This is a genomic window from Rossellomorea sp. DUT-2, assembly GCF_052665285.1.
The window spans coordinates 21,405-35,175 of the sequence record NZ_JBQPEO010000009.1 but is presented as its reverse complement, the minus strand read 5'-3'; the positions used below and the strand labels follow the sequence as shown (position 1 = coordinate 35,175).

Here is a 13,771-nt window from a genome sequence, read left to right as displayed (position 1 = left end):
TGTAATCAGGTTCGCAACCAAATAGATTTCATCTATTAGATTTGATGCAAAAAGATGAACAACTCATGAATCTATAATAATGCAGATCGAATGAAAAACTGGTATTGCATTAATAATCTTTTTGAGGAGGGGATTTTAATGATACATACGAAAACGCCTGGAGAAATTTACGCTCAGAATGATTACTGGACTGTTTCATACATTTACATTCGACCAGACAATACTGACGATTAAATATCAGTGGCAGTTCATCATTTGAAGATTTTGGGGTCAAACCCTCGATACACGATTTTGAGCAGTCATTGTAGAATCTTCCTGCGCAATGAAACAACTTCATTTAGATCTAGTGGGTCATACTCACGTCACATTTCCGATGTACCATAAAAATAATAAAAACTTCTATTGTATTCAGGAAAACGTTCCTCATGCAGATGAATCAGACATTGTGTTGAGTGCGCAATAAAGCAAATGAAGAATATGCAGTGACATTATTTTTATCTCGTCACCTATACTATAATGGTGACAATCGATATAATTCTTACTCCTGGTTGTACATAAAGATATTTTTTTAGAATGAGGTGTTATCTTGGCCACCATTTTAGTTGCAGATGATGATCATTTCATCAGGGAACTGATCGGGATCTATTTGAAAAAAGAGGGATTTACAGTTGTAGAAGCAAACGATGGTGTAGAGGCTGCGAATCTTTTATCTGAGCGCACCATTCATTTATGTATCATTGATGTGATGATGCCAAATAAAAACGGCTGGGAGCTTTGTAAGGAAATAAGGGAGTTATATGACCTGCCGATTTTAATGGTTACGGCTAAGGGTGAGAGCGAAGATAAAGTAAAAGGCTTTCAGCAAGGGACGGATGATTATATTGTCAAGCCATTTGATGCACATGAGTTAATGATGCGGATTAAAGCGCTGTTGAGGAGATACAAAATCAATACGGCAGATAGAGTAACCATTGGAAATGTCATCATCGATGCGAACAGGATGGAAGTGACCGTTAATCATGAGCCTGTTCTTTTTCCTTTAAAAGAGTTTCAACTCCTGTACAAACTTGCCAGTCATCCTGGTCAAGTGTTCTCGAGAGACCAGTTAATAGAAGAAGTTTGGGGAAGTGATTTTGAAGGCTTTGATCGAACCGTCGATTCACATATTAAGAAAATAAGAAAAAAATTAAATCAACAAACGGCTTTTGATATCGTGACAATCAGGGGACTGGGCTATCGTTTAGAGGTATTGAAGGTTGTTTAACACGTTATATGTTCGCGTTGTAGTCACATTCATTTTGGTTGTAGGAATAAGTTTGACAGCCGCTTTTTTTATCACTTTCAGCTATTATCAAGAACGTGTGTTAAATGAGTTGGAGGAAGAAATGATCCAGGCTGGAAAGGGGATCATTCAGTTACAGAAAACGACGGGACAAGAGAACCTTGAAAGCTATTTAGCGGGTATACCAGCCATGACGATAGCCCTCTATTCAGAAGATGGAGAAGTGAAGGTGTTTGGAAAACATACGGATGAACCATTGGCAGCCTCTTCTGACGTCCAGAAAGTGCTGAATGGAGGCGTGTATCGGGTGAAATCCACGGAAAAAAGATTGTTAAAGAAAGTGACAATCGGTTTGCCATTTCAAGTGGAGGAAACGAGATATGCGCTCTTTCTCAAGCCAAGAATCATGGAGCGCATTGATGTTATTAAAGAGGCTCTGATTACCGTATTAATGTATGTGTTGATGATTGGCAGCCTTCTTTATTTACTGGCAGCTTACCTATTAGTCAATCCAATCAAAAAGCTTACCGCGTTGACAACCAAAATTGCAAAAGGTGACTTCAAGCAAATTAACTCCATTAAGCAAAAAGATGAAATCGGCGAATTGGTCAGAAGCTTTAACAAAATGACTACGGAACTGATGAAACTCGAAACGATGAGAAAAGAATTTATATCCAATGTTTCACATGACTTACAATCACCTTTGACATCGATCAGGGGATTTGCTGTTGCGTTAAAGGAAAATGAGTTTTCAAAAGAACAGCGGGATCATTACTTAACCATTATTCAAAAAGAAAGTGAACGACTTGCAAAGCTGAGTGAGAACTTATTAAAACTTTCCGTGTTGGAAAGTAAGGATTCATTACTGGAGAAAGAAACCTTTCGCCTCGATCAACAAATCAGGCACGTTTTCTTAAGCCATCAGCCCCAATGGCTTGAAAAAGAACTTGAGTTGGATTTAGAAAAGGTGGAGAAAGCTGAGATCACAGCAGACCGATTGCAATTAGAGCAGGTATGGCATAACTTACTCACCAACAGTATCAAATACTCCAATCCCTGTGGCGAAATTAAAGTAGCGGTAAGGGAGATAGAAAACAACATCCACGTTGATTTTTCCGACACGGGAATGGGGATTCCTGAAAAGGATCTTCCGTCTATTTTTGACCGGTTTTACAAGGTGGACAAAGCAAGGGTCCCTTCAGGACAGGGCAGTGGATTAGGGCTGGCCATTGTCAAGAAAATCATTGACCTTCATGAAGGTGAAATCTCCATTGAAAGTGAAGTTGGAGCAGGAACTTCTATTCATATCGTTCTCCCGAAATAACGGCAAACTCTTCTATAGAGTCTGCCTTTTTTTATGTTTCTTGGTCATATTCAGGGCACATTTCTCTTTTATAGTGAAATCATAATCGAAAGGAGACATGCGGAAGATGAAAAAATGGATTGATTTCAGCTTGAAAAATAGTGTTGCCATCCTTGTGTTAACGATCCTGGTGGTAGCAGCTGGTTTACTATCAACAAATACGATTAAGTTGGAAACCTACCCTGACGTGGAGGTTCCAACCCTTATGATACAGGTGGGTTATCCGAACCATTCCTCCGAAGAAGTGGAGCAGGATATCACACTGCCAATCGAGGAAGCGGTTGAACAACTGGCCCCATATGAAGAATTAACGAGTACAACAGGGGCAAACAGTGCCATGATTCAAGTAAGCTATGACTTTGATGAAGACATGGATGAACGGGAACGTGACATTCAATCAGCCATCAGTAAGCTTTCGCTGCCTGAAGATGCCACTCTTACGTATAAACGGTTATCAGCCAGTGCAAAGCCTATCTATCAGATTGCCTTTGCAGATGATGAATTAACAGCGTTACAAGATGATGTAACGGATAGCCTTGTATCACAGCTTCAAACCATTGCAGGTGTGAGTGACGTAACAGTCTCAGGAACATCCACAACCAAGCTGGTCGTAGAAGTAGACGAAGAAAAAGCAGCTGAGAAAGGGGTAACCGTGACAAGCATCATCAATGTGTTGAACGAGAAAAATCACGTGATGCCGCTTGGAAGTCTGGATGAAGAAGGGCAGATCCCGGTTAGTATAGAAGAGGACATTTCCAGCGTTGAAGAGATGAAGAAGATCCAAATCCCTGTCCCTCAACAAGGGAACCAGCCCAATGGAAAGGCTTCAACTCCCTCCAAGCCTCAGCAGTCAACGTTCATTTCCTTAAGTGATGTGGCTGAAATCAAAGAAGTTGACGAACAGAACAGCATCACCCGCTATAATGGAAAACCGGCACTTTTGTTAAATGTAACGAAAACACAGGATGCGAATACGGCAGAGGTGGTTGAGCTTTTAAAAGAAGAGGTGGAAGACTTCAATGATTCATATGACTATGAAGTATATGCCATCACTGATCAAGGGAAAGAGGTAGAGAAATCCGTCAACTCCCTATTAAAGGAAGGCGGATTCGGTGCCTTATTTACAATCATGATCATCCTGTTGTTTTTAAGAAATTTTCGGGCCACGTTCATTGCCATATTATCATTACCGATTTCGATCTTAGGGACCATTGCCGTTCTTGATTATTTGGGATACTCCTTAAACATCATGACTCTTGGCGGGATGGCAGTGGCCATCGGCCGGATTGTCGACGATAGTATTGTCGTCATCGAGAACATGTTCCAATGGATGCATAAGAAAAAAGAGCTGTCAAAACGGGAGCTCATTCTGAACGCTACTAAAGAAGTCATCGGAGCGGTTACGTCGTCTACGGTGGCCACCGTAGTTGTGTTTCTGCCCTTGGCTTTTGTAGGGGGAATTGTAGGAGAGTTCTTTAAACCGTTCTCGATTGCCGTGGTGACATCCATTGTTCTTTCCCTGCTTGTGGCATTCATCCTCATCCCGGTATTGGCTTTGGCCCTTTTAAAAGAAGGACGACATGAGCAGAAACAGGGTTGGATTCAAAAAGCATACAACCGGTTATTAAAAGGTTCACTGAACCATAAAAAGATGTTCATGGTAAGTGCTGTTATATTATTGGCCGGAGCCCTCTTCATGGTCCCTTTAATCGGCAAGTCCTTTCTGCCAAGTGGCCCAGCAAGTGCAGTAGAGGCAGACATTGAACTTCCAGTGTCCGCAACACTTGAAGAAACCAATACGCTTGCAAAAGAAATAGAAGACACGCTAATGAACGAAGCGTCCGTAGAGTACGTTCAAGGCTCTGTCGGATCCGTCAATAACACGAATCAATTAAAGCAAAAAGCATCGGCTGATTATAAAGCCACCTTCTTTATTCAATTAAAAGATGGGTACACCGTGACAACAGAACGAAAAGCCCTGGAAGAAGAAATAACAGAACTGGTCTCAGGATCATATAAAGAAAGCACCGTTCAAACGCAAGAGGTACAGCAGGAAGGACCTCCGTCTGGAAAGACGATTGACATCACCCTCTTCGGGGAGAATGTAGAGGCTCTCCTCGATGCTGCCGATCAGCTGGAAGGTGCACTACGTGAAAATGAGCAATTAACGGATGTGTCCAGCTCTGCACAAAAGCTTCAAACGAAATACAAATTGGAACTAACAGATGAAGCCGTTGAACTAGGCGTCAATCAATATAGTATCCACCAGCAGCTAAAGGAAAAAATGAATGAATTGTCAGCGGGTGTCATGGAGGTTGACAGCAAAGAGCTTGAGGTAGTGGTAACATACAACGAGCTCATCCGTGACAAAGAAGAACTGGAAAATACGGAGATCCTCACACCGCAGGGACCAAAACCTTTAATCGAACTCGCAACGATTGAGGAACAGTTCATTCCAGCAAGTATTCAGCATAAAGACGGCAAACTTGCCTACACATTATCAGCAGAAAGTGTTAGTGAAGAAGTTGGTGCCGTCACTGAACAAGTAGAAAAAGATGTGGCCTCACTACCCATCTCCGAAGAAGTCGAATGGGAAGTCGGTGGCGGACAAGACATGATGACAGAAGGCTTCCGTGACCTTGGTCAGGCCATGATGATTGCCATAGGACTGGTGTTCTTAACGCTCACCATCACATACGGAGGAGTCATCACCCCATTTGTGATCCTTTCATCATTGATATTTGTCCCAATCGGCTCTCTAGGGGCTCTCCTGATCACAGGTGAAACCCTATCCATGAGTGGAATGATCGGGATGCTGATGCTAATCGGGATCGTCGTCACCAATGCGGTGGTCATGCTGGACCGCGTAGAAGCCAATCGCATCAGCGGAATGACCTTAGAACATGCAGTGGTCGAAGCCTGTACAACGCGCTTCCGCCCCATCCTGATGACGGCACTTGCTACAATCCTGGCACTCGTCCCACTTGCTTTATCCACATCCTCTTCAGGTGTGATATCAAAAGGACTCGCCATCACAGTCATTGGCGGACTGACCACCAGCACACTGCTCACCCTTGTCTTCATACCCGTTCTGTACAGTGCAGTAGGGAAATGGAGAAGGTTATCTTAAACATAAGTTAGATAAAGTACCAGAATGTTTCATTTTAAGAGGGGATGTCGGTTTGATTGAATACATCTCCAGTGTTCTTCTAACATATATGTATTAACTAACAGGCAGGATGAGCATTCTGCCTGTTCCTATAGGGGGGATCGTGATGAAGAAGTGGATCATCGTTAGTGTTGCCGTGATGGTGGTATTATTGAGCAGCATGTATGTGACAAAGCCTACAGAGGATAAGTACGCAGAGTGGCTGCTAGGTGTTGTCAGTGAAAGAGTTGGGGCGAACCAACCTTTAGAGAATAAAACGTTGAAGGCGTTAGGGGAGAAAATGATTAAAAGTAATTCAGAGTATCATGATTATGTTTTTTTTACTGTTCATACAACCCGGTTTATGGGGAAGGAAATGACGTTTATTGGTGTTTATGGTTCTTTTGTGCCTGTTAGGAGGTAGAGGGGTAGGGAAGGAAGTGAGAGATTTAGAGCTGAGAGATTTAAAACAAAGTAGATAAGTAGGGATAAAAACTATACGACTAACCAGAGTTGTGCAATCGAATGTACCTGGGTGCATTAGTATAAATATAAGTCCGAAAATAATAACAGCAATAATGGAGCCAATTGAGCCTAAATTCCACCAAAGTGCTCTATTACTTTCCTCAATTACAATTGGGGTAGAGTGGCGACGGTTCCGCCTCTACCTTTTCCTTTCGACCATCTCCGGAATTCACCCAAAAAGTAGAGTAAGAACCGTCCCCGGTTTGCATTTCATTGTCAGGATGATGTAATCATGATGTTTGAGTAGTTCATACGGAGGAGTTCTGGTTCGAGCACTTGGAAGAGAAGAGGAGAATTCAAATCTACATCATCAATGGCTGATAAGGTCATTAGTTTGAAAGTGGGCTTTTCCAGATTAATGAAAAAAGTCGAATGGGATCCTTCCCCATTTAACCGGAGAAAAACCTAAAACGCAGGGTTGTACCAATCATCAAGATTTAAACAAAACTTCATTTTACCTCTCAATAAAATAGGTTGTCAATACTAAAGTTGTATTTTTATCAAAAAAATGGTATGATTATTATCTGGTGATTTTTTACATTGAACGTTTCGTTTTCTATCTTATTTATTCCGAAGGGAAATTCAAACAGTTTTTGTGAGCTTTTTAGGCAATAGTACCCGAGTGTTTATACAAGGAGGACTAATATATTGAATTTAATCAATAAGAAAGTTACACATGAGCGGTTTGGTATTGGAAGTATCGTTAATCATAATGATACGGTAGTTGAAATCCATTTCGCCTCGGAAAATAAAAAATTTGTTTACCCGGATGTATTTGGACAGCACTTGAAACTGCATGATAAAAGTGCTGCCAATTCACTTGAAAAAATTTTACACGAGCAGGAAATGGAACTCAAAGAGGAAGAAATGCAGAAAGAAGAGGAAAAGGCACGGCAAAGAAGAAACCAGGAGCTTCGAGTGGGTCATGAAAAAAGTATGAAAAATCATAAACTTCATCCCGAATCGCAGATGGTTTACAGGTGCGATACAGAAGAACAGAGTAGCTCCTTTTCAGATTGGACGGTTTCCTCTGGTGAAATAAAAAGTGGTACTAATAAGGGTAAGCCAAACAAGCCCAGTCGCTTACACCAAAACAGTGCGGTCTTGCTGACAGCAGTCGATCCCGGCATGCCTGAAAAAGACAGGCGGATCTTAGGTGTATATATGGTGAAGGATCATTTCATCGGTAAATTTTGTGAAGATGGAAATATTCCTGCCCATTCCCATTACAGACTCCAACTGACAGACGAGGAATCGAAACAGATGCCTTTCTGGAAGTACTATGTCAATGAAAAATCCCCTCAGCAAACGACATGGAATACAGGCAAGTACCGATATTTTGATAATTCCTGGATGGCTCAGATTTTGCGCGACATCGTTTCATTGAAAAGTGACACGGAGGAACAAGAGTTGGCACAACAATTTCTGGACCACTTCTCTAAGATGAATCAAATAGTAGAGCAGGAGTTAAAAGAGCCGAATGGAGCATTATTGCGTGCTTAGATAAGAACAGCGGGGGAACTGGCGCATATAAGGTGAGAGAGTGTGTTAGGTTCACTTCGAATAGTGTTAAAAAAGGGACAAGGCGGCCGCCTTGTCCCTTTTAGTGTTTTTGTGATATTGGGGTCTGACCCCATTTTTCACTACAAATATGAACAGCATTATCATTCTTCTCAAATTCCTTATGTAAATATATCTGAGTTGTTTATAGGTACAGTTTTGGGTATTAATTTTTTGGTGGGTTATGGAATAAATTGTTTAGTTGGACACCATCTAGTGAAAACCCAAAAGTTTGGATGAATAATTGAGAAGAGGTAGCGAAATTTGAAAATATTTATTGTCCATACAGAGAAGATATAAGAAATTTTAATCGACAAACCCTATTGCAAAGATGGGTTTGTAAGAAGGGAAATTTAGAAAAAGAATTAGAAAAGCATCAATTAAAGAGCAGAGTAAATTATGAATTATTAATTAAGAGAAATTCTTTCTAAAGTCCTTTAGAGAATCATGGCTCTAACCACTGTCAATCTAAAAAGAACCCCTAACCCTAAGCTTTATGGGTTCTTTGCATTGTCATTTTATTTACTAAGTTACCTAGGATTATTAAGGACAAAACTAAAGTGGTTGAAATAGATGAATTATCTGTGGTGACTCCCTTAAGACTTTATCTAGTAAGACCAAATCTTTTTGCTATAGTACTTGGGCTTTAGATAAATTGTTGTTGCTTGTTCAATCATTTTTCTCTCCATAGAATTAAGTAAGTTATCTTCAGAAGATTTGAAGTATTTAATATACTTAATTTGTTTGTACAACTCAGGGTTTGTTGAACGATGTGCCCCACTCCCATCACTTATTAGTCTCTTTTTTATTGAAGTACCAGTTTCTCCTACATAAAGCAATCTATCATGTGAATCATATAATAAGTATATAAATGATCCTTTCTTTGTGGTTTCATGTGCGTCTTTGAAATACCCATTGGATGTAATAACTTCTTCCATATCAACTGTTAATAGTAGATCAGCTATTGTGTTGTAAATATTACGGGAGTGTTCAAAAATTTCCTCTTTTATGTCATCCATAAATTTTTCCTTTCAAGTTCATGTTAATTTGAAAAGCAACTAATTAGTTTATATAATTAATTACAAAGTTTTACATTAATTATTGTTATAATACCACTTTCGAGGTTTTCATTCACTTTAAACACTCAATTTGTATTAAAAGATACTAGTTATGTAGGGGGAAAATATGTCTTCTAAGTTATTTCAATCATTATTGAACGATATAAAGGTGAACAATGCAGTCGTAATAGTGGGGGCTGGTGTTTCATTTGAACCCGGTATGCCATTATATTCTCAACTTGCTCCAATAGTGTGGGAAGTTGTGAGTTGCTATCCGGATATTGATGATAAATTCATTGGAACGGGAAGTACAAAAAATAGAATTGGGGAAGAAAGTGAAAAGTTAAAAGAAGCTTTTGGATATATTGAACAAAATGAAGATGCTCTACACCAATTTAAGAGTATTTTTAAAAAGTTAAATGACAAGATTATTCTCCCCCCAGAAATTCATAAAAACATTGCCAGGTTGATTCATGAAAACTTTTTTGAACTTGTAGTTTCTTTTAATTGGGATAGTTTATTAGAGTTATCATGGTCTGAGTTGTATGGTACACATATCAATGCTAGGAAGAAAAACATGATTAAACCCCATGGAGATGTTTTAAATTTATCCACAAGCTGGATTTTACCCAATTCCCCAGGGAGAGTTACTGAAAATGAAAAAGAATATGTTAATATGTTAGCAAAGGAAAGACCTAGAACCCTTGTTATTGTAGGTTATTCTGAAAATGACACACAAATAGTAAAGGATTTAATTAGCCCTTTTGAAAATAGGTGGAAAGTATATAGGGTATCCCCTTTCTCCATAAGTGAAGATTCTATTCAATATACCGCAAGGGAGTTTTTTGAAAGACTAGTAGAGGAAACAATTGATAGTGAAAAATATAAGGATTGGGAGTTTTTAAATTTTCAAAATCAGAATAAGAGTATAGGAAGGGCGATATTAGGTTATAAATTAACTCCACAAGATGTCGAAATATGCCCAAAACTTCCTCAAGTAGAGAGAGCTATAAGAATCTTAAAGTTAAATAACTATGTAATAATAAAAGGAAAGCCAGGATCGGGAAAGTCCATTTCTAGCTATCAAATTGCTTATAGCTTTTTAAAAGAGGGTTACGAAATTATTAGGTTTAGGGTGGAGAATTTTACTGATGTAACTAATCTAAATATACCTTTTAATCCAAGAGCCATTTATATTATTGATGATGCTCAAGTTCTGCCTAATTCACTATTATTAAAATTACAAGAAAAAAGTTCTGAGAATCAAAAATTCATCCTATCTGTCACTGACGATATTGAAGTTGATTCAGCTGTAGTCTCTATAGTAAATGTCGAGAATATAGAAGGTTTAAGAGAATTTTATCTTAAAAATAAAGCGACTGTGACAGAGGTAATTTCTAGTATCGATAATGATATAGGGGATTTCTTTATGCAAGAGTCTTTTGAAGATAGAATAAGTGTGGCATCTCAACAAGGGAATTTATGGATGTTTAATTATTTTTTGAGAGGGGGTTGGAAGGACACAGAGGCAAACTACTTCCAGGCAAAAGAATTAAATTCATCACAAAGAATAATCTTTTTGCTTTCTTTGAAACAAATAATTTCAAAGGATAAAGTTGTTGATTTAAACTGGCTTAGTAAAGTTGCAAAAACATACTTTTCAGAAGAGGAAGAGTGGGTCAATCGTACATTAGAACAGTTGAGGAGAAAAAAGTTAATTGATTCTTCAAATATAAGAATGATACATTACGAAGCTGCTAAGAAGCAGTTGAATTATATTTTTAATAACGACAAAGAAAATAGAACGAAATATGAAGAGGTAATTAAAGAAGAGTTGTTATCGAGTAAGAATTCATTACTAGGGAAAGTTTGGTTTTTAAATGCAACATTCTCTGGTGGCATTAATCATTGTATAGCTTCTAAAATTTCTGTTAATGAATTTTATAATATAGTCGATGAGAGTATTAGGACGAGTGCCCAAAGAATTAATGTGGATGCAATGTATTTTATTGATGTTCTAAAGAGGTCTATTAGGGGGTATGAGCCCTTTGATATTTATAAGTATTCATCTCATATTTTATTTGAAATTGAACATGTTACTAACGAAACAGCATATCCATTAAGTAGAGTTATCAATGAGTTATATAATACTCACCATGAAGAGGCAAAAGAACTTGGGAATAGATTAAATATAGAAAAAGTAGCAGGTAGAGTATCTACCCTTCAAAAAGATCATCTTTTTCAATGGAGTAAATTTATTTCAAGGTTAGGTCTTCTATTTAATAGAGATAATGCTTGGAAGTTTAGACAAATGTTAGATGAAAAGAAAATAGAAAAACAGTTACTTTCTATGCAAAACAGTAAGCCGGAATTTGAGAGCTTAGTAGAATTTATTGAGACTATTTATTCATATGATAAAGAGTTAGCTAATAAGTTTTTTTACTTGAAAGATGAAAGCTTTAAAGCTGCATTTAAACAAGATCCATTAGAAGCTTGGAATTCTCTGGGCTTTACATTTACTGCCTTTTTAATGGGGTTTAATTCCCTAAAATCAAAAAGAGAATATATAAAAAAACCTCAGAAAAAGATTTCTGAAAGAATAGTTAGTTATATAAATCCAGAGCAATTAGCAGAAGATCTAATAAAAGTGCCATTCCGAAAATGGCATAATCTCTCTCATTTCTATCATATTATTAAAAAAATTGACCCCAACAAGTATGGTTTACTTATAAAATCTCTAGACCTAGATCGTATAAACAAGAAATTTGATGCAAATAATGTATGGCTAGAGTTTCACAGTGAGATAAATGAGTTTCTCTTTTTATTCATTGATCAGAAATACATCAAAATCATTGATGATTTTATTTTTGAAAATAAGGAAAAATTATTGGAAAAGAATGCTTTTCAGTTTGCTGTATCTCCTAAATTAATTAATGATCATTTATCAAACGATATATATATTCCTATGTATCGGGGTGCGTATTCAAAAGATCGCCTTGAATGGCAGGCCCTTGAAGTCATTTTATATATACTTAATAATAGTGATAGAAAGCTTTTACAAAGTTTTTTAATAAATAAGTCTAAAGAAATAGCAAATGCCATTTCAAGCTTTGATCAAATTGATCTTAATAGCATAATAAACTTTCTGGATTTCCTAAAAGGATTTGATGGAAAAATATTTAATAATATAAAGGAATCTATTGATTTGAACTTACTTAACCAGAAAGTGTACAAATGTCTTAACTTCGAATACTACTCAAGAGAAATGCGTATTGAAAATAAAGAAACTGTCACAATATTCCTTAAACAATTGGACTTAACAAAAAATGTAAACTTTAAACAATTTATTGATTTATAGTATTGGTATTACTTCTATTTACAGTAATTAATTTAAAGAATATAATAACTTTAAATTATACCAATTAGGGATTATTTAACAATACTATACATAAATAAATTAAAGGGACCCCCTCAAGAATTCTAGCTATCTTTTAGCTAGGTTTCTTTGAGGGGGTATTTGTAAGATTGAGAATAAAAACGTACCCTAACTGTAGTAAGAGAAGTCAAATCAAAAAGAAATAAAACCATATAGAAAAGATTATATGTATTGGTATTTATAAAATCAATCAGTCGGCCGTTTATCCCCATCCCCTTACCGATTTTATCGACAAAAGATATTAAAGTTTAGGGTATCAATTAACACCTAGAGAACTGCAGCAAGTATTGCTTGTAGTTTATGACCTTTTAATGCATCAGGTTACTTCTAATAATGAAGAGTACCAGGGCTTAAAGAAACATGGCTTGAAGGGATTTACATTACAAGATGGAAGTAATTATATAAGTTTAACTAAAGAGGGTGAAAAAAGAAAACCAGTCTTGAATTGTGAAATTTTCCTCAAACCTTTCTATCTTTATCTTAGGGATATAGGCCAAATAAATTTGGTAGTTGAAGAATATGGAAGTCCAGAGGAGCGGGGACAAAATATGAATAGATTAAATTTAATAACTCTTGGTAATAAGGATATTGTAAAATCACATAATTTTATTAAGAACTCGGTTTTGATACCTCAATTCGAGGAACTGAATAAAATCCTTTTATTATCTTTTTCAGAAATGAAGGTACAAGAATTGCCTTATATCTCTTGAGGAACTCGCTAAAGATATTAATCATGAAAGCCCACCAGCTATTTCAAGTGGACTTTCAGGTGTTACATTGACTTATAATGCAAAATCAATGGATGAAGTTATTTTGACTTATAGGGAGGAACCAGTGAGTATTCCAAAAAAATGTTCAAGAATTGAAATGGTGTATATTTCAAAAGATAAATTCAGCTTGGCCGAAAATGAAGCTTTTTTATCACAAAAGTTTGATCTACTTATTGAGAAATTAAACTATTTAATTTCTTCTATCATTGTTCTTACTAAAAATACATATGTTTCTAAAATTACTAAAGAATTATTGGACCTTATTATTTTCTATTCAATAATCGACTTTAAAGGTTTGAATTAGTTAAAGAAGGTTTGTTCAATTTAAACTTTAATAAGGTTGAACAAGGTGGTGAGTATCTTTCTTATACAGATACCAAAAGAATCATGGAAGGTATTGATATATTGCCGAATAATCCCTTTTATAAAGCAGCAGAATTGTTCTATTTATCAAAAAGATATCTATATGCTGGAGATTACAATAGAGCTGTAATTGATTCTCAAACTTCGGTAGAGAAATATTTCTAACTGCACTCTATAAATTTTTACTAAGGCATGATGGGTTTTCAGAATCTGAAATAGATTCAAAAAGCAGTAAACTGCGCCTTAAAAGTATGGTAATAGATTAA

Annotated in this window: 9 protein-coding genes; 8 read left to right on the top strand and 1 reads right to left on the bottom strand. The window is 36.8% G+C overall.

Annotation, left to right across the window (positions count from 1 at the left end):
• The first annotated feature begins 586 nt into the window (after nt 1-586).
• From ACOSV2_RS21480 to ACOSV2_RS21460, 5 genes are all read left to right on the top strand, one after another.
• Entirely contained in the window at nt 587-1,264 is a 678-nt protein-coding gene (locus tag ACOSV2_RS21480) for a response regulator transcription factor (RefSeq protein ID WP_428975061.1), read from the top strand.
• A complete protein-coding gene (locus tag ACOSV2_RS21475; protein ID WP_428975060.1) occupies nt 1,257-2,606 on the top strand; it encodes a sensor histidine kinase in 1,350 nt (449 codons plus the stop codon). The genes ACOSV2_RS21480 and ACOSV2_RS21475 overlap by 8 nt, the downstream gene beginning before the upstream one ends.
• 106 nt (nt 2,607-2,712) lie before the next feature.
• A complete protein-coding gene (locus tag ACOSV2_RS21470) occupies nt 2,713-5,775 on the top strand; it encodes an efflux RND transporter permease subunit (protein WP_428975059.1) in 3,063 nt (1,020 codons plus the stop codon).
• Nucleotides 5,776-5,920: 145 nt separating this feature from the next.
• Complete coding sequence (locus ACOSV2_RS21465; RefSeq protein WP_428975058.1) at nt 5,921-6,217, top strand: hypothetical protein; 297 nt, start codon at nt 5,921-5,923, stop codon at nt 6,215-6,217.
• A 749-nt stretch (nt 6,218-6,966) separates the two neighbouring features.
• Entirely contained in the window at nt 6,967-7,821 is an 855-nt protein-coding gene (locus ACOSV2_RS21460; RefSeq protein ID WP_428975057.1) for a malate synthase, read from the top strand.
• A 665-nt stretch (nt 7,822-8,486) separates the two neighbouring features.
• Here ACOSV2_RS21460 and ACOSV2_RS21455 read toward each other — a convergent pair.
• Nucleotides 8,487-8,897 (bottom strand): GIY-YIG nuclease family protein, encoded by a 411-nt coding sequence (locus ACOSV2_RS21455; protein ID WP_428975056.1) that lies wholly within the window; start codon nt 8,895-8,897, stop codon nt 8,487-8,489.
• A 166-nt stretch (nt 8,898-9,063) separates the two neighbouring features.
• Between ACOSV2_RS21455 and ACOSV2_RS21450 the strand changes: the two genes are divergently transcribed.
• From ACOSV2_RS21450 to ACOSV2_RS21440, 3 genes are all read left to right on the top strand, one after another.
• A complete protein-coding gene (locus ACOSV2_RS21450; protein ID WP_428975055.1) occupies nt 9,064-12,294 on the top strand; it encodes an nSTAND3 domain-containing NTPase in 3,231 nt (1,076 codons plus the stop codon).
• A 365-nt stretch (nt 12,295-12,659) separates the two neighbouring features.
• Complete coding sequence (locus ACOSV2_RS21445; protein WP_428975054.1) at nt 12,660-13,082, top strand: hypothetical protein; 423 nt, start codon at nt 12,660-12,662, stop codon at nt 13,080-13,082.
• Between the two features lie 124 nt (nt 13,083-13,206).
• Nucleotides 13,207-13,446: a hypothetical protein gene (locus tag ACOSV2_RS21440; protein ID WP_428975053.1), complete on the top strand. Its 240-nt coding sequence runs from the start codon at nt 13,207-13,209 to the stop codon at nt 13,444-13,446.
• Nucleotides 13,447-13,771 lie beyond the last annotated feature (325 nt).